This is a genomic window from Hymenobacter sp. IS2118 (assembly GCF_000715495.1).
In the GTDB taxonomy this organism is placed as follows: Bacteria; Bacteroidota; Bacteroidia; order Cytophagales; family Hymenobacteraceae; genus Hymenobacter.
This window is the reverse complement of record NZ_JNLX01000149.1, coordinates 56349-78824: the sequence shown is the minus strand read 5'-3', so window position 1 is coordinate 78824 and position 22476 is coordinate 56349. Positions and strand designations below refer to the sequence as shown.

The following is a 22476-nucleotide window of genomic DNA, read 5'->3' as shown; positions in this document are numbered from 1 at the left end:
GAAAAGGATTGTAGGAAACACAAAATTAGTAGCAACTGAATCAATTTATTTCAAAAAATTTTAGCAAGAATTCTAAAATTTGTATTATCTGCCTTACGCTGTTACATTTGTCATAATCCAAGGCAGAAGGCCACAACAAAAACAATTTGCGAATTTTAAATAGCAATCAACGCCGGCAATCCGGCGTTATTGCACGTCAACTTCCTCACTGAGGGTTGATTATTTGCACCATGGCCGTGGTTGGATACAGCGGATAAGAGGGGAAAACGAGGTAGCGCATCTGGGTGGATGCCTGCCTCAACATTTGGAAGAGGCGGCCTCTGGGTGGAGGGCGCCTCTTCGTGTTTAAAACGGTGGTGAAGCGGGCACAAAACTACGACCCAACCCAGCCAGCAATACGCTTAACGCACTGCTACCGGCGCGCGCTGGCCGGCAAACTGCTTAAGCCCAGCATCTAAGAAAGCCGCAAACTGGGCCACGTCGGGCTCGTAGGCAATGGGCGCTACCACCGGCTTGCCGGTGGCCTCGTTGGGGTCGATGATGACGTAGTAGGGCTGGGCATTGAAGCCGTAGCGGGTCACCTGCAGGTCGGCGTTTTGCTTGCCCAGGGTCTTTTTCAGCTGCTGGTCGCGGGGCGAGGTGTACCACTCGCTTTCGGGCAGCTCGGTTTTATCGTCCACGTACAGGGCCACCACCACGTAGTCGTTGCGCAAGCGGGCCAGCACCTGCGGGTCGCTCCACACGCTGGCTTCCATCTTGCGGCAGTTTACGCAGGCGTGGCCCGTGAAGTCGATGAAGACGGGCTTGTTCTGCTGGCGCGCCACGCGCTTGGCCTGCTCCAGGTCGAAGTAGCCGGTCAGGTTGTGGGGCAGCTCCAGGAACTCGCCGAAGCGGGGCACTTCCTGGCCCGCGCTGCTGCCCGTGCTTACCACGGGGGCCGCGGTGCTAGCGGTGGCCAGCGAGAAATCGCGCTTGGATTGAGGTGGCAGGTAGCCGGCCAGCAGGGGCAGCGGCGCCCCAAAGAGACCCGGCACCAGGTACACCGTGAAGGCAAAGGCCAACACGGCCATCAGCAAGCGGCCCACGCTGAGGTGGTCCAGCGGCGAGTCGTGCGAGAGTCGGAACTTGCCCAGCAGGTAGAAGCCCAGCAGGGCCGAAAGCACAATCCAGAGCACGATGTACACGTCGCGGTCCAGCAGGTGCCAGTGATAGGCCAGGTCGGCGGTGCTCAGGAATTTGAGGGCCAGCATGAGCTCCACAAAGCCCAGCACCACCTTCACGGTATTGAGCCAGCCGCCGGAGCGGGGCAGGCTCTTGAGCCACGAGGGGAAGATGGCGAACAGCGTGAACGGCAGCGCAAACGCCAGCGAGAAGCCCAGCATGCCCACAATGGGCTGAATCCGCTCGCCGCGCGCGGCCAAGCTCAGAATGCTGCCCACAATGGGCGCGGTGCACGAAAACGACACCACCACCAGCGTGAGGGCCATAAAGAAGATGCCGCCCCAGCCGCCTTTGTCGGCCTGGGTGTCCACGGTATTCACAATGGTATGCGGCAGCGTGATTTCAAACAAGCCCAGAAACGACAGGCCAAACACCACAAATACCACGAAGAAAATAACGTTGGGCAACCAGTGCGTGGCAATCAGGTTGGGGCCGTCTTCGCCGAGCAGCGCCGACACCAGCACGCCCACCAGCACGTAAATGCCAATGATGCTGGCCCCGTACACCAGCGCCTTGAAAATGCCCCGTTGCCGGCTGTCGTTGCCGCTCGTGAAGAGCGAAACCGTCATGGGCACCATCGGGAACACGCAGGGCGTGATGAGCGCGGCCAGACCGAAGGTGAACGCCAGGAAGGCGAAGCCCCACAGCCCACCGGCCTTGCTCACGGGGTCTACTGCGGCGGCTACGGCGGCGGCGGGCGCCACGGCGGCGGCCTCCGGGTTCTGCATGGTGGCGGGTTCAGCAGGGCCGGGCAGGGCGGGCGCGGCGGCAACAGCAGCCGGCTGGGAGGCGGTATCGGGTGCGGCGGGTGCCAGCGCCGTGGCGGCTGGAGCGGCAGCCGGAGCAGCGGTTTGGGCCGGGGTAGCAGCAGCCGGGCCAGCCGCCGGAGCCGCCGCCGCCGCACCACCCACAGAGATGGGGCCGAAGGTGAGGGCATCGCTGCCGGGCACGCACTTACCGTCCACGTTGGTGCAGCTTTGGTAGTCGGCGGTAGCGGTGATGGTGAGGGTGCCGGGCTTCAGCACTTTGATGCGCTGGCGAAGCTGGCCGGTTTTTTCCCAGAAGGCGACTTCTCCCTTAAAAACTTCGTCCTGCTCGTGGTGCGATTTTATGGATTGCAGCTTGCCCACCAAGGCATAGGCGGGGTTGGGCTTGAGGGCCAGCGTAAAAACTACCGGCCCCACTTCGTCGCTAAAATCGGAGGCGTAGAGGTGCCACGTGTTGTCGATGCGGGCGTTGATAATTAGCTCCAGCTCCTCCCCTACCTTGGCGGTGGGCTTGCTGAGGGCGGTGCTCAAATGCGTGGGGGTGAGAATCTGGGCCGTGGCTGGGGCGAGGGCCCACAACCACAGCAACAACAACTTACCTATCAAATTTTTCTTCATAACTACAAACAAGAAGCCCGGTGTGTGGTGTTACCTTTTCTCATTAGGAAAAGGCGCTGACGGCGGAATCCGTTCCCACTTCCTGGGGGGCTAGACGGCCCGGCGGCTCGTTTCTTACACCTGCATTCTACCACAAAATAAGGCTGTCCGTACCACAAACTGGTGGCCGGAAAGTTCGACGGCCCAACCAGCCGCCCTAAACTCCGTACTTTTGACCAACTAAGGCCTCCAGACCGTCCGTGTCGCGGGGACCATTCACATGGGTTTAAAAATATTATTCACCGTTTTACTTGTTTTAGTAAACGGATTTTTCGTGGCCGCCGAATTCGCGCTGGTCAAAGTGCGCATCTCCCAAATAGAGCTCCGCGCCAAGGAAGGAAACCGGTTGGCCAAGCTCACCCTGAGCATGCTGCAGGACCTGGAAGCCTACCTCTCGGCCTCGCAGCTCGGCATTACGCTGGCGTCGCTGGGCCTGGGCTGGATAGGCGAAAGTGTGGTGGCCTCCATCATTCTGGCCGCCGTACACGCCCTGAATCTGAACATGACGGACGTGCTGGCCCACCAAATTGCCTTGCCCGTCTCGTTTGCTACCATCACGGTGCTGCACATCGTCATCGGCGAGCAGGCGCCCAAAATGCTGGCCATTCAGCGGCCCGAGGCGCTGAGCATTGCTGTGGCGCTGCCGCTGCGGCTGTTCTACATCATCAGCTTCCCCGCCATCTGGGTGTTGAACAAGCTGTCGGGCATGACCCTGCGCCTCTTCGGCGTGGGTTCGATGCACGGCAGCGAAGCCCACACCTCCGACGAGCTGCGCATGCTGCTGGACCAGAGCAAGGAAAGCGGCGAAATTCAGGACTCCGAGCACGAGCTGATTGAGAACGTGTTCCAGTTCAACGACCGGATGGTGAAGCAGATTATGGTGCCCCGCACCAAGCTCTCGGCCCTGGACGTGAACGCACCCGCCGAAGAGTTGCTCGACGTGGTGTTCAGCGAAGGCTACTCGCGCCTGCCGGTGTTTGAGGGCAACATCGACAACATCGTGGGCGTGCTCAACGTGAAGGACCTGCTGCCCATCATCCGGCGCGGCGAGGCCGTGGAGCTGGCCCGCATCATGCGGCCGCCCTTCTTCGTGCCCGAAACCAAGAAAATAAACCGCCTGCTGCGGCAGTTCCAGCGCAAGCACATTGTGATGGCCATCGTGAGCGACGAGTTCGGCGGCGTGTCGGGTATCGTCACCATCGAGGACATCATGGAGGAGCTGGTGGGCGAAATTCAGGACGAGTACGACAACGAGGTGCCCGTGGTGGAGAAGGTATCCGAAGACGAGTACCGCGTGAACCCCGCCACGCCCATCTCCGACGCCAACGAGTACCTCCCCTTCCCCCTGCCCGAGGGCGAAGACTACGAAACCGTGGGCGGCCTGCTCAACGTCATCTACGGCAGCATCCCGGAAGTGGGCGACGTGGCCGTGCTCGACCCCTACGAGTTCCGCGTCCTGCAACGCTCGCGCCGCGCCGTGGAGCTCGTGCAGCTGCGCGTGACCACCGTGGCCGAGCGCGCCGAGCCCCGTGGTGTGCTCGGCGACGAGCTGTAAAGGCCCTATCCGGTTTAGGTGCTACTTTTACTGGCATGGAAGTTACTAAGCTGCGGCGGCTGGCCACCTGGGCTCTTGATGCCTTGTGCATTCTGATAATTTTTGCCGTTGTTGTCAATATGCTGCCCACCCGCCTCGTTCCGGTCGAGCATTTTCGCCTTCTGGTGGTGGGCATTAGCTTTGTTTACTACGCCACGGCCGAACTGCTCTTTCACCGTACGGTAGGCAAAGCTTTGTTGCACACGCGTGTGGTCACGGCCGATGACAACCTGCCTAGCTCAGGCCAACTGCTCCTGCGCACCCTCTGCCGGTTTCTGCCCTTCGAGCCCCTGAGTCTGCTATTTAGCGGCCGTAGCCTGGGCTGGCACGATACCCTGTCGGGCACCAAGGTAATTCACCTCGATTATTGAGGATTTCACCGTAGTTTGCATCGTTCATACTCACCCTTCACCCAACGTTCTATGTTTAAATTTCGTCAATTCGTTGCCCTCGGGTTCCTGGCCACTGCCATGTCCAGCTGCGCTACCATTCTGGGGGGTCCGATTACGGCCTACCAGAAAACTAAACCGCTGGCCGGCCAGCCGCAGCGCGAAATTCGCGTAGGAGCCCTTGTCGCCGACATTCTTCTCACGGGTATCCTCGGCACCGGCATCGACTTTGCCACCGGCGCCATCTACAAGCCGCAGCCTACGAGCAGCACGCCAGCGGCCAAATAGCAGCCCCATATTTCTGTTCCCCATGCAACAGCCGTGGCCTCCTTCTCTTGCAGGAAGCCACGGCTGTTGTATGCCAGTCAGGCACGCTGTTGCTGCCTTCACTTAGCACTCCCTTAGTCTCTTTACCTCACCCATTGCTGTTTTCCCATGACCAGACTCCGACAATTTGTTGCCTTCGGGCTGATTGGTGTTACCCTTTCCAGTTGCGCCACCATTCTGGGGGGTCCGATTACGGCTTACCAAAGAACTAAGCCGCTGCCCGGCCAGCCGCAGCGCGAGATTCGCGTGGCTGCCCTCGTCGCCGACATCGTTCTGGTGGGCTTACTGGGCACAGCAGTTGATTTTGCCACGGGTGCCATTTACCGCCCTCGTCCCTCCTCGCAGCCGGCCCCAGCTTACGTGCCCGCTACTTCTACCTATGTACCGGCTCCCGGTGTTCCGGCACCACCAGCCACGGCTCCGGCGGCGCTACCAGCCCCGGCGGCGGCCCCAGTTGCTTCGCCCACGCCCGACATCAGGTAGCATCTGCTTAGCGGAACTTGTAAGTAGGTCGGATACATTAGTTTGCGTTTCAAAGTCGCGCTAAACGTAACATTCGTAACAGAATAGTTACTAATTGCAAGCTAAAGGCTAATAGCTGACCTACTTACCTAACCTTTCCGCTGCCCGAGGGCGAAAACTACGAAACCGTGGGCGGCCTGCTCAACGTCATCTACGGCAGCATTCCGGAAATGGGCGACGTGGCCGTGCTCGACCCCTACGGGTTCCGCGTGTTGCAACGCTCGCGCCGCGCCGTGGAGCTCGTGCAGCTGCGCGTGGCTACCGTGGCCGAGCGCGCCGAGCCCCGCGGCTCCCTGAGCGACGAAATGTAGGCCAAACACTTGCTAGGCCCACGGCTAGCGTTGGCGGTGCTCCTGGGTGCATCAATGCCGGCTGAACAGAATAGCGATGCCATCGACCAGGGCGTGGAAATAGTTGCTGAGCACCACCCCCAAGCCCGCACCCACCAGCACGAAGAGCACAAAAACGGCGCCCCATCCTCCGCCAAAAAAAGCTAGGCTGGCAATGGGCAGCGCCAGGGCCGCCAAAGCCAAGCCTCCCAGCGAAGTCAGTAAATACCGGCGCGCCCGCCTATTGTCGCCGATGTAGAACAGGTGGGCACCAAAAAAGCCCAACAGCACGGCCAGCAAAAGCACCACACCCTTGTGCACAATTCGTACCGGCGGCTGGGGCGAACGGGCAGCCGCATTGCCGGCCCGGTGCTTGTGCTGCTTATCGGGGGCCTTAAGTAGCACGGGCTGCCGGCGTCCGGCCACGACTGCGGCCGGGCGCCGGGGCGTCGGTGCCGGCCGGCGGGAGGCCAATCGCAACTGTGCTTTGAGGCTCGTCGGAGCTACTAATGTTTCGGCACCGGGCCCGGTATCAACCGGCTGGAGGGCGGCGGCGGGCGGCGCTTCTTGAGCCACGTTGTATCGCTCGGTGGCAATGGTCTGGAACGGATAGCTCGCGCGTTGGCAGCCAGCAAACAGCATGACCAGAAGAAGTAACCGCAATGCACGGTATAGGTCAGGCATGGGTTCCATGGTAGAAGCTAGAGACGCTTATCGAAGCGGCCGTTGGTAACGCGCACCGTGTCGCAGCCGGGCTGGGCTAGCGTGAAGGCGAACGTGCCCGAGATGATGCCGTTTACACGGTCCAGCCGCGTGATGACTAACTCCCCACGACAATACGCGCCGGGACTAGTCCTATCGTAAATGCAATTACCTTGAAAATCGTCAAATGCAGCCCCGTGGTGTCCTAACAGACGAAGCTTATACCGACCAATTCCGGGCAGTAAACTGTCCGAGAAAACACCAATTGTTTGCCGCTTGGCTTGGCTATTGGCGTAGCGGTACGCCGCTATATTTAGAGTACCGAGTCGAAAGTTGGGGTCATAGGAGACGGTGTAATTGGACGAGCCATCGTTTCCGACGGGGGTCCACGGCTGGCCGTTAACGAGGCAGCCAATGGTATTGGCCCCGGTCTGGGTGGCGGGGGGCAGTTGCGCCTCGGGGGAGGGGTCCTTCTTCTTGCACTGGCTCAGGCCCAGTAGGGCGGCGGCCAGGGGGAGGAGGTAGTAGGTTTTCATGGGCGGAGAGGAAAAAGGTTAGGCAAGATTAGAGCAAAAACGGCTATATCTGAAATCACTATTTCGTTACCAGGTTGCGACTTCGCTGAGGTAGCCGGTGGGCACCTGGCTTTTGTCTATGTTGGCGAAAATAGACGTGAGCTTGAGCCGCAGCGAGTCGGAGCCGCTGAGTTGGGCTTGGACAGGGGTAGCACCGAAAAGCCCGCAGGCAATCAGCAGCAAGAAGTAGATTTTTTTCATGATTCAGGAACAGAAACAAAGTGGTCCAGTGGAAAAAGAGAAGCAGCGCTACAAGCGCTTGTCAAAGCGGCCGTTAGTGACGCGCACCGTGTCGCAGCCTGGCTTGGCTAGCGTGAAGGCGAACGTGCCGGAGATGATGCCGTTTACACGGTCCAGCCGCGTGATGACTAACTCCCCACGACAATGCGTCGTGGCATCTGTTGAGTAATAGGTGCAGTTGCTAGGTCCGTTAACGTACCCGGCTCCGTGGTGCCCTAATGTCTGCAACCTATATATGCCGGTGCTGGGCAACAAGCTGTCAGAGAATACGCCTAGCGCTTCTTGTTTGGCTTGGCTATTGGCGTAGCGGTACGCCGCTATATTTAGAGTACCGAGTCGAAAGTTAGGGTCATAGGAGACGGTGTAATTGGACGAGCCATTATTCCCTTGGGGCGTCCATGCTTTGCCGTTAACGAGGCAGCCAATGGTGTTGGCCCCGGTCTGGGTGGCGGGGGGCAGTTGCGCCTCGGGGGAGGGGTCCTTCTTCTTGCACTGGCTCAGGCCCAGCAGCGCGGCTAGCAGCAGGGCAGAATGCCGGACTTGCTTTTGGAGAGAATTCATGAAATAGGGAATAACCAGAAAATCTTCACTGATACCGCGTGAACCCCGCCACGCCTATTTCCGACGCCAACGAGTACCTCCCCTTTCCGCTGCCCGAGGGCGAAGACTACGAAACCGTGGGCGGCCTGCTCAACGTCATCTACGGCAGCATTCCGGAAGTGGGCGACGTGGCCGTGCTCGACCCCTACGAGTTCCGGGTGCTGCAACGCTCGCGCCGCGCCGTGGAGCTCGTGCAGCTGCGCGTGACCACCGTGGCCGAGCGCGCCGAGCCCTGCGGCTCGCTCGGCGACGAAATGTAGGCGGGTAGCTGCCGGGCTGATTGATTCTTGCGGGTGACCGCATGACTTTCAAGCCAGCTCAGCTTTTTTGGAACAAGCCAGTAATCAGCAGCGCCACTCCGGCCAGGAAGCTTACAAGCGCAATGGTTACGAGGATGACTCCAACATCTAATCCGGGGTTTGCGGCTACTGTAGCTAGGAACAATACCAGGCCCGCAGCCATCAGCACGCCAGCAGTGCGAAGCAAAACGGTTTTCGCTTTCGACTGCGTTTGGGAATGTTCAGCGGTAGTCCGCCGGGGAGTCAGCATTTTTACTGCCCGCGTCACTATTTTCCGGGGTGCTGCGTGCTGAGCCAACAGGTGCCGGACTGCTCGTTGTGGCTTCCCCGGTTCCGCCAAGCGGCCAGGGCCCTTGCGGGGAGCCGCAACCGGTGTTGGTACGGGCACGGGCGAGGCAATGGCTTGGGGGAGGGTAGCCGGTGCTACGGGCACTACTGTCGCCATCGGGCGCTTCGTCGCTTCCGCAGCATCGCCCCGGTACGTAACCGTATTGGGTTGGAAAAATACGTGGCACGGTTACAGGAAGTAAGGGCAATACCTCCCCCGATTCCTACCAGGAAGAGCAGTTGTTGAATTTTGCGCATAATGACGGAGGGAGTGCTGAACCGGCACCTGTGTGATTGGGTCAGCAAGTACACCTCATCCGCCAGATTTCACCAATCATATTTTCGATTTATTCGACATTATATTGGCCGCCCGCATAAAATGTAATTTGTGTAACCAATTGAAATTCAACGGTTCTTTTCTTATTTTAAAGACAATAAAAGGACATTTCAATTAGCTGATTTCTGGCCGAAACCAGCTGGCGTAGGTCTGGTAATTGGCGGCGGTGCGCTGCAATCCTTCCCGCTGGGCCTCCGTCACGGGCTTGATTTTGCGGGCGGGCACGCCGGCGTACAAGAAACCCGGCTCGCACACAAAATTCTCCAGCACCACGGCTCCGGCCGCGATGATGCAGCCCGTGCCCACCACGGCGTGGTCCATCACAATGGCGCCCATTCCGATGAGCACGTCGTCTTCTACGGTGCAGCCGTGCACCAGCGCCCGGTGCCCGATGCTCACGCGGCTGCCGATAGTGAGCGGCGCTTGCTGGTAGGTGCAGTGCAGCACCGCGCCGTCCTGCACGTTGGTTTCGTCACCGATGCGGATGCGGTGCACGTCGCCGCGAATCACGGCCGTGAACCAGACCGTGCATTTCGAGCCGAGCACGACATCGCCCACAATCGTGGCGTTATCGGCAACAAAGCAGTCGGCCGGAATGGTGGGCGAAATGCCGTGAACGGGAAGAATGAGAGCGGGCATGAGTAGTGCGGTAAGCTTTAGCTTGCCGTGTTTTTTTGGCAATGATAATAATACGGCAAGCTAAAGCTTACCGCACAAGCAATCGTTTCCACGTGCCTTTTTCCCAGTTGTATTTCAGCGTACTGGGCAGGGCTTGCCAGAAGTACTTGCTGGTTTCGACGGCGAAGCTGGGCTGCATGTAGCAGTTGATGGTGCAGCCCTCGCAGGCGGGCAGGCGGCCTTCCAGGGCAGCCAGGCGCTGAGTTTCGGGCGCATTGTAGAGGTCAAACAACTTGCCTTCGATGGGGAATTTCTGCTCGCCCAAGTGATAGCAGGGCAGCACCAGCTCGTTGCTGGGCGAGATGACCAGCGTGGTGCTGGCGGCCCGGCACACCGGCGCGGCCACGTGGTTGCCGCCGTCGCGCCGCAGCTGAATGAAGGCTTCGTTGAGGTACACGCCCTTCCGCTTGCCGAAAGCGGAGAGGTAGTCCAGCTCCTCGGGCGTGAGCTGCTCGCCGGTTTCCACATCGCCGTACTCGAAGGCTGGGTTCAGGATGAGGACCAGGTTGTTGGGCTGGGTGATGTCGCGGTACACGGCCTCCAGGTCCGCCAGGTTTTTGCGGAACACGGTGAAAAGGATGTCCGGCCGCTCGCCCAACTCCTTGGCCACGCGGATGCTTTCGAGCACGAAATCGTAGCAGGCCACGCCCCGGCCCAGGTCGTGGGTGTCGCGGTCGGCCGAGTCGAGCGAAAAGTGCAGCATATCGACCAGCCCGCGCAGCTTTTCCGCGTTTTTGGGGTAAAGCAGGCCGTTGGTGGTGACGGTGGTGATGAAGCCCATCTGGCGGGCCAGGGCCAGAAACTCGGGCAGCTGCCGGTGCAGCAGCGGTTCGCCGCCGGTAAAGTCAAGCACCGACACGCCCAGGCGCTTCAGGTCGCGCAAGTTCTGCGTCACGTCGTCCAGCGTGATATAGGGCGAGGGTTTCTCCCAAATATCACAAAACGCGCACTTCGCATTGCAGCGGTACGTGACGTAGTAATTACAGAGGACGGGATGCTTGACGAGGCGCATTTTTTTTAAGCTAATAGCCTATAGCTGTTAGCCATTAGCTTTTTTCCCTTTGGAACGAAGGTTGGCGATTATAACGAAGCTAACAGCTAATAGCTAAAGGCTGACAGCTAAACCTTAATGCGGCAGCTGGCCCCAGGCGGCGGGGTCCCATTGGGCGGGGGTGGCGGCCAGGACCTCGGCCGTGGCGGCGCCGTAGTGTTCCTGGTAATAATTGCAGAATCCTTTTAGCGGGCAGCGCGGGCAGTTGGGGCGCTGGAAGAAGCAGATTTGCTGGCCGTGCCAGTAGTTGTGCTTGTGGAAGTTGAACAACGCTTCGGCATCGGCGGGCAGCAGGGGCGGCAACACAGCGTGGGCTTTTTCGACCGACACCTTGGGCCCCAGGAAGCCCACCCGCTGCGCTACCCGGTGCACGTGCGCATCAACGGGCAGCACGGGCTTACGAAAGTTGAAAAGCAGCAGCAGCGAAGCCGTTTTCAAGCCAATGCCGGGCATGTCGATGAGCCAGGTCATGGCGCGGTCCAGCGGCCACTCAGCCAAAAAGTCCAACTCGAAAGCTCCGCCGGTTTCGGCCGCAATGCGCCGCAGAATCTCCTGAATGCGCGGCGCCTGGGTATCGGGCCAGCGCGTGGTACGGATGGCCTGAGCCAGGGCCGCCGTGGGGGCGGCCAGCACGCCCGGCCAGTCGCCAAAAGCGGCCAGCATGCGGTCGTAGGCCAGCTCCTCGTCGGCGTGGGTGGTGCGGTGCGAGAGCACGGTGGAAATCAGCTCGCGCATGGGCGTGCGGCGGGGCGCCTTGGGCACGGGCCCATAGAAGGCGTTCAGAATTTCGTGGTCGGCGCGGGCCTTTTCGGCGGCCGGGGAGGCGTAGGTAGCAGGCATGGGCATTGTACCACCGAAGCCGCGGCGGGGTTGTCACTTCAACTCCGCCGCCGCGATGGTGCGCTCCCAAAGCGGCTGGCCAGCCTTGTTCAGCACCGAAATCCGCAGCTGCCGGGCCGCCAGCGGGCCACTCACGGCCACCACGGCAAAGTTGCGCTCCAGTACCAGGCTGCCCGCTACCCGGCCGGTATTGGCCTCGTTGCCGGCGCTGGTGGCCACGCCGCTGGTGAGGGGCGAGCAGGTGAAATCGTAGAGCGGGTACGTGCCGGGGCGCTCCAGCTTGGTGAGCTCCGTGAAGTGCCGGTCACCGTCGAGAAACACCACGCCGCTGATGTTACGGGCGGCGATGCCTTGCAGCAGCGTGGCCCGCTCCTGCTCGTAGTTGCTGTAGTTCTCAAATACTTTGGCCGGATTCAGCACCTGCCCGCCCACAGCAATAAGCTTAAACGTGGCCCGGCTGGCGGTGAGGGCATCGAGCAGCCAGTTCAGCTGCGCCGGCCCCAGGTAGGCGCCCTCCTTCTGGTTGTAACCATTGGGCGCCCGAAACCACCGGTCATCGAGCAGAAACACCTGCACGTCGGCCCACTCAAACGTGCCACCGATGCCCTGGCCCGCTTCCTGGCCGTAGTTTGGGTTGGCCCAGAAGTCCTTGAACGCCTCCAGCGTGGTGGCCTTGCCAACGTAGCTGCGGTCCGAGTCGTTGGGGCCGAAATCGTGGTCGTCCCAGATGGCGTAATTGTGCGTGCGCGCCAGCAGGGGCTGCATTTCGGGCAGAGCGCGCGAGTGAGAGTAACGGTGGTAAATGCCGGTCCGGGTATTCCAGTCGGCGGGGCGCAGGTAGGTATTGTCGCCCATCCAGAGCATAAAGTCCGGTTGCTGGGCATTAATGCTGGTGAAGATGCCGTAGTCGCCACCGTATGCGGGGCCAGCCCGGTCATAAGGCGTTTCATTGATGTACACGCACGAGCCCATGGCAAATTTGAAATCGGGTGGGTCCTGCTGCCACTGCCACTGGGCCTGGCTTTGAAATTCCAACGGGTAGGGCCGGGCCACGCGCTGGCCGTTCAGGTACAGGGCGTAGGCGTAGCGCCGGCCGGGCTGCACCTGGTCGGCCAGCAGGTGGGCCGTGTGGGCACTGGCCGCCTTGGTGGCCACGGGGGCCGTGCGCCACTTCACCGCCGGTTTCTCTTTGTCCCAATACTCAATCTGTGCGGTGGCGGGGCCCGTGGTTTGCACCCACAGCGCCACCTCCCGCATCTCCGAATAGCCCACCATGGGGCCCGAGCGCAGCAGTGCCGACGCCATAACTACGGGTTTGGGCCGGGCCGGGGCGGCCTTGCGGGGCTGGGCCAACAGGGCGCCCGGCACCAGCACGGCAACCAGCACACACTTTGCGAAAAAGAGTAGTTTCATGCCCAAAACTACGCTCCTTCCTTCAGAGCAGGCGCACAAAAAAAACGGCGGCCCGAAGCTGGACCGCCGTTTTCTATTGATGCCACCGTGCCAGGCACGGCGAGCAGATTTTTACAGCTGGCCACGCTTGGCGGCTTTCTGCATTTTTTCGTTGGCGAAAATGGCTACCTCTACGCGACGGTTGGCCGCTTTGCCCGAAACCGAGGTATTGTCGGCCACGGGCATGGTGGCGCCGTAGCCGGTGGAAGTAATGCGGGCACTTTCCACGCCCTGCGAGGTGATTTCGTTGGCCACGGCCTGGGCCCGGCGCTCCGACAGCGGCTGGTTGATGGCGTTTGAACCGCTGGCATCGGTATGGCCTTCTACCACCACGTTGGTATCGGCGTATTTCTTCAGGGTAGCGGCCAGCTGGTCAATGTTGCCCGCCGCCGCGCTGGTCAGGCTCGACGAGTTGGTACCAAACAAGATGCCCGAAGCGAAGGTGATTTTGATGCCTTCGCCCACGCGCTCCACGGTAGCGCCTTCCAGGTCGCGGCGCAGCTCGGCGGCCTGCTTGTCCATGCGACGACCGATGAGCGCGCCGCCAGCACCGCCCACGGCCGCCCCGATGATGGCGCCTTTGGCCGTGCCCTTCTTGCCGCCAATCAGCCGGCCGGCGACCCCACCGGCCACCGCGCCACCCAAGCCGCCAATCAGGCCGCCTTTCAGGGTTTTGCTCATGGTGCCCTTGGGGCGCTCCGTGGATACGGTAGAAGTTTGGGCCTGCGCAAAGGTGTTCCCCAGCAGCAACAGCGCCAGCAGGAAGGCGAACGACGAACGGAAGTATTTCATGGGTGAGGAAGTAATCGTAAAAAATAAGTGGCCGGCAACAGCCCGCCGCAGGCGCAACGGGCCGGCAAGTACGCCATTTGCAACCACCTTGCCAAACTCGTTTAGCTCAGCTTTAACCCTCACGCGTGTAAACATAGACCGTCAAAAAATTGCCAAAAAAAAGGCCGCCTGTTCGGGCGGCCTTTTTAACGTTTCAGGTCGGGCTTTGCTGCGAGGCAACGGCCGGTCCTGCCACGAATCGGTGCTTACAAGCGGCCGTCTTCAGCAGCTTTCTTCATCTTTTCGTTGGCGTAGATGGCAACTTCCACGCGGCGGTTGGCCTGCTTGCCTTCGGCCGAAGCGTTGTCGGCGATGGGCTGCGACGAGCCGTAGCCCTGAGTGGTCACGCGGCTCGAAGCCACGCCCTGGGCGATGGCCTCACCGGCCACGGCCTGGGCCCGGCGCTCCGACAGGGGCTGGTTGATGGCGTCCGAGCCGCTGGCGTCGGTGTGGCCTTCCACGAGCACGTTGGTGTCGGGGTATTTTTGCAGTACGGCGGCCATTTTATCAATTTCGCTCAGCGAAGCAGGGCGCAGGCTCGACGAGTTGGTGTCGAACAAAATGCCCGAGTCGAAAGTGATTTTGATGCCCTCGCCCACGCGCTCAACTTTGGCGTTCTGCATGTCGCGCTGCAGGTCTTCGGCAGCTTTGTCCATTTTGCGACCGATAATGGCGCCGGTGGCACCGCCCGCAGCGGCACCCACGATGGCGCCAATAGCCGTGCCTTTGCCACCGCCAATTACGCGGCCCAGGATAGCGCCGGCCACTGCGCCACCGCCGGCGCCAATCAGGCCGCCTTTGGCCGTTTTGCTCATGCCGGTTTTGCGTGCGCCGGTGCCGTTGTTAGTCGAAAGGTCAGGTTGCGTGCCAGTCGGCTGCGAGGTGGCGCAGGAGCTGAACAATAGCACGAAGGCCATCAGCACAGAAAGCAGGGATTTGGAGGTGTTCATGGGGAAAAAGAAAATGGGTGATTATATTTTTGGGCTTATACGGGAAAAACCCGTTCCGGTAACGGAAACGGGCCTTTCAATAAGTATGCCGAAAGCAAAAGTGCCTCAAAACAGCCTTTTATTGGGCTTTTTGGGATGTTCTACGAGCTTCGCGAGGCGCCGGACTAGCGGCTAGCACGGGCTGTAGCATGCCCAGCAGGTCGGCCAGGCGCTGCTTCAGCTCGCGGCGGTCCACGATGAAGTCGAGGAAGCCGTGCTCCAGCACGAACTCGGCGCTTTGGAAGCCTTTGGGCAGGTCCTTGCCAATGGTTTCCTTGATAACGCGGGGGCCCGCGAACCCAATCAGCGCGCCGGGCTCAGCGATGTTGAAGTCGCCCAGCATGGCAAACGAGGCCGTTACACCGCCCGTAGTGGGGTCGGTGAGCAAGCTCACGTAGGGCACACCGGCTTCCGAAAGCAGGGCCAGCTTAGCCGACGTTTTGGCCATCTGCATCAGCGAATAGCCGGCCTCCATCATGCGGGCGCCGCCGGAGCGCGAAATCATCAGAAACGGCGTGCGGGTTTGGCGGGCGTAGTCGATAGCGCGGGCAATTTTTTCGCCCACCACCGAGCCCATCGAGCCGCCAATAAACTTAAAATCCATGGCCGCCACCACCAGCGGCTGGCCAGCCGACACGCCGTGAGCCGTGCGCACGGCGTCTTTCAGGCCCGTGTTGTGCTCGGTGGCCACCAGGCGCTTGGGGTATTCTTTGGTATCGATAAAACGCAGCGGGTCACCCGAAGTCAGGTTGGCGTCGAGCTCCGTAAAGTGGCCGCCATCGAAGAGAAAGTCGAAATAGTCGGCGGCGTCAATACGGTCGTGGTGGCCACAGGGGCCGCACACGTGCAACAGGCGCTTATGTTCGGCCATGGTAACCACCGACTTACACTCGGGACACTTGTGCCAGAGGCCGTCCGGTGTTTCCTTTTTTTGGTCGGTGGGGGTGACGATGCCCTTTTCTACGCGCTTAAACCAGGACATATTAGGAATGGGGTTTTTAGCTGGGAGCTAGTAGTTAGAATTACAATTGCAGGGTCAAAAGTAAGGGATTATCAGGCTTGTGAAGCGCAAGCCTATCGCACTCCCGGCGCCGGCGCCTCGCCAATTGCTCCAAACGGCCCTACGCCGCGACGGTTTTGGGTTGCAACCACCCGCCCTGAACGGCACGGAACAGGGCCCGTCCTTCGGGAATAAGAACCCTGAATAGCGTTGCAGCCCGGAATTAGGCCGGCCCCGAATAAATGCGGCCAATGGCAGAACCAGAACCGCTCAAAAGCAGGAGAAACACCCTCAACAAAGAATAGCTCGCGCACTTTCCGGCGGGCTACCAGGTGGACCAATGCGCCTGAAATGCCGTGCGGATTGAACTCAATGGGGCGCTGGCAGCGCGCCAGGCGCTACCTTGGCCTTCCAAATGCGGCCGGGTAGTCTGGCTGCCACTGCTGCTGCTTGTTTCGCCTTTCGCCCGTGAAAAATCTCTCCCCCGCCTTATTGGCGCTCTCGTTGCTGGCCACTCCCCTGCTCAATAGCTGCGTAACCGCCAAAAAATACGACGACCTGAGTGCCCGCCAGAAGGCCGATGCCGACGGCAAAGCCGCCGCCGAGCGCCAGTACCGCGGCGCCACCGCCGAGCTGCAAAAAGCCACCGATGAGCTGGCCCAGCTGCGCCTCACCCAAAAACGCCTCGTCACGGACTCGGCCGAAACCGGGGCCGCTTACCGCAAAACCCGCGGCCTCTACAACGACCTCACCAGCAGCTACGACAAGCTGCTCAAAAACAGCGACCGGGAGTTGGCCAACAAGTCGTCGGACTACAACAAAGTGGCCCGCGACCTGGCCCGCCGCGAGGCCGAGCTGGGCGCGCTGGACGTGTCGCTGCAAAAAAGCAAGGCCGAAAACGACCGTCTCGCCGCCGACCTTCAGGGGCGTGAAGCCCGCCTGACGGAGCTCACCAAAGCCCTGGCCGACAAGGACAAGGCCGTGAACGACCTGCGCGCCCGCGTGAGCAAGGCCCTGCTCAGCTTCAACTCCAGCGACCTGCAGGTGAAGCTCAAAGACGGTAAAGTGTACGTGTCGCTGTCCGAGCAGCTGCTCTTCAAGTCGGGCTCGACCAAAGTGGACGCCAAGGGCGAGGAGGCCCTCAAGCAGCTTGCCGCCGTGCTACAGGAGCAGAAAGACGTGAACGTGGTGGTGGAAGGCCACACCGACTCGGTGCCCATAGCACGCGGCACGGCCGGCCTGACGGATAACTGGGACCTGAGCGCCCTGCGCGCCACCGAAATTGCCCGCCTGCTCACCGCCAGCGGCGTGCCGCCGGAGCGGGTCACGGCGTCGGGCCGCGGCAAGTACGTGCCCGTGGCGGCCAACGACACGCCCGCTAACAAAGCCCTGAACCGCCGCACCGAAATCATCCTCACGCCCAAGCTCGACGACCTGTTTCAGATTCTGGACAGCAGCTCCTCGGCTAAATAGGCGGGTGGGTAAATTCGCCAGTCCTGTAAGCTGGCCGGAGTTTAAGCGCAGCGACAACTCCGTGCCTGGCAGTAATGCGAGTTTGCAACTCGCCCGCGTGCAGTCATTCGTTCAGCAGGCGAGTTACAAACTCGCACAACCAGCGGCGCGGAGTTGTCGCTGCGCTCAAACTCCGGCCAGCGTAACCAGCAGCTCCTCGGCCAAGTAGGCGGGCGGGCAGGTAAATTCGGCGCAGGCTAACACGAAGCCCCAATTTGGCTCAGCCAGGTTGGGGCTTGCTTTTGCAGGTAATCCCGGCCTAAGATTAAGCAAATTAAAAATTGTACATTACCCTGAAAGTACATTCGCGTTATCAGCTATTCGTAGAGTTGCCAACCTTTGGCTGTGCGCTCCCATTCCACACTTAGCAATTTCTATCACTGCCATGCGTACATCTCTACTCATCATCAGCCTGCTTGTTGCTTTAAGCTGGATTGGAAACATTACGGCGGCCTGGGCTTCGCATACATTAGGCGCAGAGCTTGTGTACGAATACATTGGGACGGCTAGTGCTCCGCATCGCTACCGTGTCTCGGCCTGGATTTTTCACGATGCCACTTCAGTAGTCCAAAGCCAGGCATATACCTTGACTTGTGGCAAAAATGAGTGCGGCAATACGCTACCGGGCAGTTTCATCACCCTGCTCACCCTGGCTCGCACATTGCCGGAGCCCATTTCCCAGTGCCAGGTGCCACAATATCCTCCCCCCTATCAAATCCGGGTGATTGAAGGAGAAGTGGACTTACCACCCGCCCAATGGACGCTGAGCATCAACAGTGATAACCGGCAAAGGGGGGTTGTTAATCTTCCGAATTCCGCCGACCAATCCATTTTCGTGGCAGCCACGCTCGACAACTCCACGGGTTTAGTAAATTCCTCCCCCAAATTCAATTCGCACTACCTTATTCAGGTGGTCGGCAATCAGACGCCACGCCATAGCCTGAGCGCCTTCGACAGCGAAGGCGACTCGCTCACCTACGAGTTGGTGCGCCCTAGGTCGACCCCTTTCTCGGCATCAACCTGTGGGGAGTTGGTTGCCGGCAGTACCGTGGCCCCGCACTTTGAGCTGAACGCCGCCACCGGCGAATTACTGACGCGCGCAATCCCCATTCAGCAAGGCATTTTCATGGTCGCGGTTACTGTGAATGAGTACCGAAAAATAAACGGAGACTGGCAGCGAATAGGACAAATCAACCGCGACATGGTGTACGGAATCAGCACCAGTAGCAACCAGGCACCGATATTTAGCCGTGTGGCCTTAACCAGCAACCCCACTGGCCAGCTGCTGGGCCAACCCATTGCCGTGACGCAGCGCCAAACAGTGGCGCTCGACCTCACCGCTACCGACCCCGACGCGGGCCAAACCGTGCAGCTAATGAGCGAAGCCGCCGGCAAGGTGCCAGGCGTTACGTTCCAGGCCCAGGGCAACGGGCAGGGCCAGCTTACCTGGCAGGTGCCGGCACTACAGGCGCCCGGCCGCTACATCCTCACCGCTACTGCCGTTGATGATGCTTGTCCTGGCAAAGGCATCACTACCCAAACCATTCGGTTTGTGGTAGCGCCTTTGCGGCCGGCATTGGCAGCCCGGACGCGCCAGCCGCTGGCGCAGAAACCGTATCCGGTGCCCTTTCGGGAAGAAGTCCACTTTCAGCTTGCCGAAAAAGGCAGCCAGCCCGTGGTGATTCTCGACGAGTTGGGCCGGATAGTAGCCCACCTTGCTACTGCTACGGACGGCAGCATCCGATGGCGCCCAGCCAGCAGCCTGCCCGCCGGCCTCTACCTGGCTCGCAACCTGCGTGGCACTCAAGTGGCACGTTTATCCTACACCGGCCAGTAGAAAGGTTGCTGAACTGCTTTACAGGTCCGTCTACCAACTGTAGCCATTAAAAATGCCAGCCCCGAAACCGGAGCTGGCATTTTTATGAAAATCGGAACCTGTTCTTCTACAGCGTGAAATTCAAGCGGGCGAAGTAGTAGCCGCCGTTGAAGCCGAACTGGTTGGCGTTGTACACGAAGCGGTTGCGGTTGGTGTTGTCGAGGCCGGAGCTGAAGCTCGTGGCTGGGTCTACCGAGAAGTTGTTGGGGTTGTTGCGGGAGTTCAGGCGGAATTTGTCGGGGTACACGTCGAACAGGTTGGTTGCGCCGATGGTAATGCCGAGCTGCTTAGTTACCTGCTGACTCACGGACAAGTCGGTAATCCACTTGGCCGAGAAAGTTTGGTCAACGAGGGCGGCGCGGGTCGGGTCGGCGTCGCGGAACACCACCTCGCCGAAGCGCACGGTGCGCAGCTCAACGCTAAAACCGTCGTGGCCGTAGTTGGCGGCCAGGTTGACTTTGCTGCGGGGCTGGGCCGACTCGATGCGGGTGCGCTGCTGGCGGTCGAACAACGTGTTCTGCAGGCTGGCGTTTTCGTTGATGGTGCTGGACGAGGTGTTGATGCTGCGCACGTTGGTTTCGGTAAAGTTGGCGGCCACCGTCAGGCCCAGGCGGTGGCTGCCAAAAGTGAGGCGCTCGTTGGCCACAACGTCGATGCCGCGGGTGCGGGTATTGATGGCGTTGGCGAAAAACTGCACGCGGCTCACGTCGCGGCCAGCCAGAATCTGGTCAATAATGGTGGGCGGCGGAACCGGCTGGCCGGCAGCCGGCGGAGGAGTTTTGGCAAACTGTGAGGACAGCACAATGCGGTCGTCGATGTCGATTTGGTAGGCATCCACGGTCAGGGTGAGGGTGCGGGCCACGCGGGCGGTGATGCCCAGGCTGTAGTTCACCGATTTTTCCTGCTTGAGCGGGCCTACGCCAAAACCCTTCTGGCCGGTGCTGGTGAGGCTGTTGCGCACGATGGGGTCGTCGTTGTTCACGGTGAGCACCTGGTTGGCGATGCCGCTCACAAACTGGGTGCTGGTGTTGGTGAAGTAGCGCTGCTGCAGCGAGGGAGCCCGGAAGCCGTTGCCCACCGAGCCGCGAATGGCGAGCCCGTCGAGGATGCTGTAGCGGCCGGCTACCTGCCCGCTCACGTTGGAGCCAAAGTCGCTGTAGTTTTCGGCGCGGCTGGCCAGGCGCAGCAGCAGCTTCTCGGTGATGTCGCTTTCCAGGTCCAGGTAGCCGGCCACGTTGTTGCGCGACTCATCCAATTCGTCGCTGGGCTGGTAGCCCGGAAACACCTGCGCGCCCGAGGCCGTGGGCGCGCCCGCCGAAGTAGGCGTAACGCCGGTCCGGCGGCCACCGTTGAGGTAGGAATTGGGCTCCCCCGCTTCAATCTGAAAACGGTCGACGCGGTACTCGCCGCCAAATGCCAGGTTGAGCGTAGCCAACGGGCCAAGGTTGTTGAACTTGCGCGAAAAGCCCAGGTTGGTCGTGTTCTGGCTAAATTGCAGCTGGCCGGCGTAGAATTCGGTTTGGTTGCGCACGCCCGGCACCTGCGGCAGCGAGGCATTCACCGTGTTGCTGATGTCGAAGCGCAGCTCGTTGCGGCCGTAAGTGTTGCTCAGGTCGGCGGCAAAGCCCCCGATGGTGCCGCGCAGGCCGGTAATAGCCGACTGGTCGTTGATGGTGGTGTTGATGAAGGGCAGGAAGCCGTTGGGGAAGAGGGAGAGGTCGCTTTGCGCGGCCTGGTTGGGCAGGCGGTAGAAGCCAGCGGCCTTGCCGGTGCGGTGCGTTACGCCACCCGTCACGTACGCTTCGATGCCGGCGCCGAGGCGGTAGGCCGCGTTCACGAAGCCCCCGATGTTGCGGGACTCCGAGTTGCCCACGCGCATGTTCTTGCGGTCGAAGCCGCGCTCGCGCACCAGCTGGTCGTCCTGCGCCTTGAGGGCGCGGCGCAGCTGCTCGGTGTTGGCGCTGCCGGGGTAGTTGCCGCCGCTGCCCAGGTATATCAGGGGCGCGGTGTCCTCAAAGGTGCGGTTGGTGTAGCCACGGTTCAGAAACTGCCCGCTCACGTCCACGTAGCCGCGGCCGCCGAGGCCGATGCCCACGTTAGCATCGCCCTGAAACACGCGGCCATCGACTTCGTAGTGCTGGCCGCCGGTGGCGCTGGCCGTCACGCCCGTGGAGTCGTCTTTGAGCTGAATGTTGATAACGCCGGCAATGGCATCCGAGCCGTAGAGCGCGGCCGCGCCTTCGCGCAGCACCTCAATGCGCTTGATGGAGGCCAGGGGAATCACGTTGAGGTCGGTGCCCACGGAGCCGCGGCCCACCGTGCCGTTGATGTTGACCAGCGCCGAGTTGTGGCGGCGCTTGCCGTTCACGAGCACCAGCACTTGGTCGGGGCCCAGGCCGCGCAGGCTGGCGGGGTCCACGTGGTCGGTGCCATCGGAAATAGCCTGGCGCGACGACTGGAACGAGGGCGCCGCGAAGGTGAGCACCTGCGAGACATCGGTTTGGGCAAACGCCTTGATTTCGCGGGCCGAAATCACGTCGACCGGGGCCGTGGTAAGGATATTGGAACGGCCCTCGGTGGCCCGCGAGCCAGTCACCACCACCTCGTTGAGGTCCTGGGCAGCGGCTACCAGTCGCACCTCAATGCTGCTGCGGCCACTCACCGGAATTTGCTGGGTGGCGAAGCCGATGGCCTGCACCGTGAGGGTCGAGTTGGGCGCTACCGAGAGCAAAAAATCGCCGTTGCCGCCCGTTGATGTACCGTTTGTAGTGCCCCGTTCCAGCACCGTGGAACCGGGTAGGGCTTCTCCAGAAGCACCAACCACGCGGCCACTCACAGTTATTTTCTGGGCGTGCGCCGTCAGTCCCATCAGGACCAACAGAAGGAGGAGTAACGTGTTTTTCATACGAAAAAAATTGGTGAAATGGTAATAGAAAAGTGCTAGAAAACTCAAGTTGCGGACCACAGCCCCATCGGGGCGACACTTGTTGAATGAGTGTCGCCCCGACGGGACTTTGGTCTTTTTTTTGCGTGATTTTCTACCGGCATGTTGCCCCTACGGGGCTTAATTTGGTAGGCCGCAACTTGGGTTAGGAAAGAAAACGCGGAGCGAACCGGAGCAAACAAGTCAGCCTACCGTCGGAATGAGGACGACTTACAACCAAACTATATTCCGGAAATGTACAACTCATTGGCCCGTTGAATCAACCACTCAGCCATTCTTAATTTAATTGTGCAACTGTGGTCAAGGCATCAGCTGGAATTTGGCGGCCAGTGAGTGCGAAGGTCCGTTTTCTCCTGTTCAACAGGAATTCCAAGCCTGATTGTTTATTCCGTTATTTCTTACCGTCATATTTCACGC

20 protein-coding genes and 1 pseudogene are annotated in these 22476 nt (G+C 60.5%); 8 read left to right on the top strand and 13 right to left on the bottom strand.

Features of this window, described 5'->3' with window-relative positions; translation table 11 throughout:
* Positions 1–401: 401 nt before the first annotated feature.
* A complete protein-coding gene (locus GM79_RS15135) occupies positions 402–2606 on the bottom strand; it encodes a protein-disulfide reductase DsbD family protein (RefSeq protein WP_035565390.1) in 2205 nt (734 codons plus the stop codon).
* Positions 2607–2919: 313 nt separating this feature from the next.
* On the opposite strand from GM79_RS15135, the gene GM79_RS15130 reads away from it, so the two are divergent.
* The 5 genes and pseudogenes from GM79_RS15130 to GM79_RS15115 all read left to right on the top strand — a co-directional run.
* Positions 2920–4200, top strand: a complete 1281-nt coding sequence (locus tag GM79_RS15130; RefSeq protein ID WP_410471185.1) for a hemolysin family protein — start codon at positions 2920–2922, stop codon at positions 4198–4200.
* Between the two features lie 35 nt (positions 4201–4235).
* The gene (locus GM79_RS15125) at positions 4236–4610 is read left to right on the top strand and encodes an RDD family protein (RefSeq protein ID WP_051718936.1); all 375 of its coding nucleotides are present in this window, start codon (positions 4236–4238) and stop codon (positions 4608–4610) included.
* A gap of 51 nt (positions 4611–4661) precedes the next feature.
* Positions 4662–4916: a hypothetical protein gene (locus GM79_RS15120; RefSeq protein ID WP_035565385.1), complete on the top strand. Its 255-nt coding sequence runs from the start codon at positions 4662–4664 to the stop codon at positions 4914–4916.
* Between the two features lie 147 nt (positions 4917–5063).
* Positions 5064–5438 carry a hypothetical protein gene (locus GM79_RS25815; RefSeq protein ID WP_200875617.1) on the top strand — a complete coding sequence of 125 codons (375 nt, stop codon included), beginning with the start codon at positions 5064–5066 and terminating at the stop codon, positions 5436–5438.
* A 137-nt stretch (positions 5439–5575) separates the two neighbouring features.
* A pseudogene (locus tag GM79_RS15115) lies at positions 5576–5788 on the top strand (transporter associated domain-containing protein); the annotation flags it as partial.
* 51 nt (positions 5789–5839) lie between these two features.
* Here GM79_RS15115 and GM79_RS15110 read toward each other — a convergent pair.
* The 4 genes from GM79_RS15110 to GM79_RS23215 all read right to left on the bottom strand — a co-directional run bounded on the left by GM79_RS15110 (position 5840) and on the right by GM79_RS23215 (position 7884).
* Positions 5840–6448, bottom strand: coding sequence for an NINE protein (locus GM79_RS15110; RefSeq protein WP_035565379.1), 609 nt, complete (start codon positions 6446–6448; stop codon positions 5840–5842).
* Positions 6449–6507: 59 nt separating this feature from the next.
* Positions 6508–7044, bottom strand: a complete 537-nt coding sequence (locus tag GM79_RS15105) for a hypothetical protein (protein WP_035565378.1) — start codon at positions 7042–7044, stop codon at positions 6508–6510.
* A 66-nt stretch (positions 7045–7110) separates the two neighbouring features.
* Complete coding sequence (locus GM79_RS25535; RefSeq protein ID WP_161787188.1) at positions 7111–7284, bottom strand: hypothetical protein; 174 nt, start codon at positions 7282–7284, stop codon at positions 7111–7113.
* Positions 7285–7332: 48 nt separating this feature from the next.
* Positions 7333–7884 carry a DUF6252 family protein gene (locus GM79_RS23215; protein ID WP_051718935.1) on the bottom strand — a complete coding sequence of 184 codons (552 nt, stop codon included), beginning with the start codon at positions 7882–7884 and terminating at the stop codon, positions 7333–7335.
* A gap of 38 nt (positions 7885–7922) precedes the next feature.
* Between GM79_RS23215 and GM79_RS15095 the strand changes: the two genes are divergently transcribed.
* On the top strand, positions 7923–8183 hold the full coding sequence (locus GM79_RS15095; RefSeq protein ID WP_035565376.1) for a transporter associated domain-containing protein: 261 nt from the start codon (positions 7923–7925) through the stop codon (positions 8181–8183).
* A gap of 817 nt (positions 8184–9000) precedes the next feature.
* On the opposite strand, the gene GM79_RS15090 is transcribed toward GM79_RS15095, so the two are convergent.
* From GM79_RS15090 to accD, 7 genes are all read right to left on the bottom strand, one after another.
* A complete protein-coding gene (locus GM79_RS15090) occupies positions 9001–9525 on the bottom strand; it encodes a gamma carbonic anhydrase family protein (RefSeq protein ID WP_035565374.1) in 525 nt (174 codons plus the stop codon).
* Positions 9526–9592: 67 nt separating this feature from the next.
* Positions 9593–10576 (bottom strand): radical SAM protein, encoded by a 984-nt coding sequence (locus tag GM79_RS15085; RefSeq protein WP_035565371.1) that lies wholly within the window; start codon positions 10574–10576, stop codon positions 9593–9595.
* A 114-nt stretch (positions 10577–10690) separates the two neighbouring features.
* The gene (locus GM79_RS15080) at positions 10691–11455 is read right to left on the bottom strand and encodes an endonuclease III domain-containing protein (protein WP_035565524.1); all 765 of its coding nucleotides are present in this window, start codon (positions 11453–11455) and stop codon (positions 10691–10693) included.
* 33 nt (positions 11456–11488) lie between these two features.
* Positions 11489–12868, bottom strand: a complete 1380-nt coding sequence (locus GM79_RS15075) for an alkaline phosphatase D family protein (RefSeq protein WP_072008627.1) — start codon at positions 12866–12868, stop codon at positions 11489–11491.
* Between the two features lie 111 nt (positions 12869–12979).
* Positions 12980–13699 (bottom strand): OmpA family protein, encoded by a 720-nt coding sequence (locus tag GM79_RS15070; RefSeq protein WP_035565520.1) that lies wholly within the window; start codon positions 13697–13699, stop codon positions 12980–12982.
* Positions 13700–13944: 245 nt separating this feature from the next.
* Positions 13945–14688 carry an OmpA family protein gene (locus GM79_RS15065; RefSeq protein WP_072008626.1) on the bottom strand — a complete coding sequence of 248 codons (744 nt, stop codon included), beginning with the start codon at positions 14686–14688 and terminating at the stop codon, positions 13945–13947.
* Positions 14689–14806: 118 nt separating this feature from the next.
* Positions 14807–15709, bottom strand: a complete 903-nt coding sequence (gene accD, locus GM79_RS15060) for an acetyl-CoA carboxylase, carboxyltransferase subunit beta (RefSeq protein WP_051718934.1) — start codon at positions 15707–15709, stop codon at positions 14807–14809.
* A 486-nt stretch (positions 15710–16195) separates the two neighbouring features.
* Between accD and GM79_RS15055 the strand changes: the two genes are divergently transcribed.
* Both GM79_RS15055 and GM79_RS15050 read left to right on the top strand, forming a co-directional pair.
* Entirely contained in the window at positions 16196–17200 is a 1005-nt protein-coding gene (locus tag GM79_RS15055) for an OmpA family protein (RefSeq protein ID WP_035565369.1), read from the top strand.
* An 874-nt stretch (positions 17201–18074) separates the two neighbouring features.
* A complete protein-coding gene (locus GM79_RS15050; protein WP_035565366.1) occupies positions 18075–19076 on the top strand; it encodes a hypothetical protein in 1002 nt (333 codons plus the stop codon).
* A 106-nt stretch (positions 19077–19182) separates the two neighbouring features.
* On the opposite strand, the gene GM79_RS15045 is transcribed toward GM79_RS15050, so the two are convergent.
* On the bottom strand, positions 19183–22020 hold the full coding sequence (locus tag GM79_RS15045) for a TonB-dependent receptor domain-containing protein (protein ID WP_035565363.1): 2838 nt from the start codon (positions 22018–22020) through the stop codon (positions 19183–19185).
* Positions 22021–22476 lie beyond the last annotated feature (456 nt).

Coding starts and splice junctions, on each gene's coding strand:
- GM79_RS15135 (WP_035565390.1), bottom strand. CDS start 2,606: ATGAAGAAAAATTTGATAGGTAAGTTGTTGTTGCTGTGGTTGTGGGCC.
- GM79_RS15125 (WP_051718936.1), top strand. CDS start 4,236: ATGGAAGTTACTAAGCTGCGGCGGCTGGCCACCTGGGCTCTTGATGCC.
- GM79_RS15120 (WP_035565385.1), top strand. CDS start 4,662: ATGTTTAAATTTCGTCAATTCGTTGCCCTCGGGTTCCTGGCCACTGCC.
- GM79_RS25815 (WP_200875617.1), top strand. CDS start 5,064: ATGACCAGACTCCGACAATTTGTTGCCTTCGGGCTGATTGGTGTTACC.
- GM79_RS15110 (WP_035565379.1), bottom strand. CDS start 6,448: ATGCTGTTTGCTGGCTGCCAACGCGCGAGCTATCCGTTCCAGACCATT.
- GM79_RS15105 (WP_035565378.1), bottom strand. CDS start 7,044: ATGAAAACCTACTACCTCCTCCCCCTGGCCGCCGCCCTACTGGGCCTG.
- GM79_RS25535 (WP_161787188.1), bottom strand. CDS start 7,284: ATGAAAAAAATCTACTTCTTGCTGCTGATTGCCTGCGGGCTTTTCGGT.
- GM79_RS23215 (WP_051718935.1), bottom strand. CDS start 7,884: ATGAATTCTCTCCAAAAGCAAGTCCGGCATTCTGCCCTGCTGCTAGCC.
- GM79_RS15090 (WP_035565374.1), bottom strand. CDS start 9,525: ATGCCCGCTCTCATTCTTCCCGTTCACGGCATTTCGCCCACCATTCCG.
- GM79_RS15085 (WP_035565371.1), bottom strand. CDS start 10,576: ATGCGCCTCGTCAAGCATCCCGTCCTCTGTAATTACTACGTCACGTAC.
- GM79_RS15080 (WP_035565524.1), bottom strand. CDS start 11,455: ATGCCTGCTACCTACGCCTCCCCGGCCGCCGAAAAGGCCCGCGCCGAC.
- GM79_RS15075 (WP_072008627.1), bottom strand. CDS start 12,868: ATGAAACTACTCTTTTTCGCAAAGTGTGTGCTGGTTGCCGTGCTGGTG.
- GM79_RS15070 (WP_035565520.1), bottom strand. CDS start 13,699: ATGAAATACTTCCGTTCGTCGTTCGCCTTCCTGCTGGCGCTGTTGCTG.
- GM79_RS15065 (WP_072008626.1), bottom strand. CDS start 14,688: ATGAACACCTCCAAATCCCTGCTTTCTGTGCTGATGGCCTTCGTGCTA.
- accD (WP_051718934.1), bottom strand. CDS start 15,709: ATGTCCTGGTTTAAGCGCGTAGAAAAGGGCATCGTCACCCCCACCGAC.
- GM79_RS15045 (WP_035565363.1), bottom strand. CDS start 22,020: ATGAAAAACACGTTACTCCTCCTTCTGTTGGTCCTGATGGGACTGACG.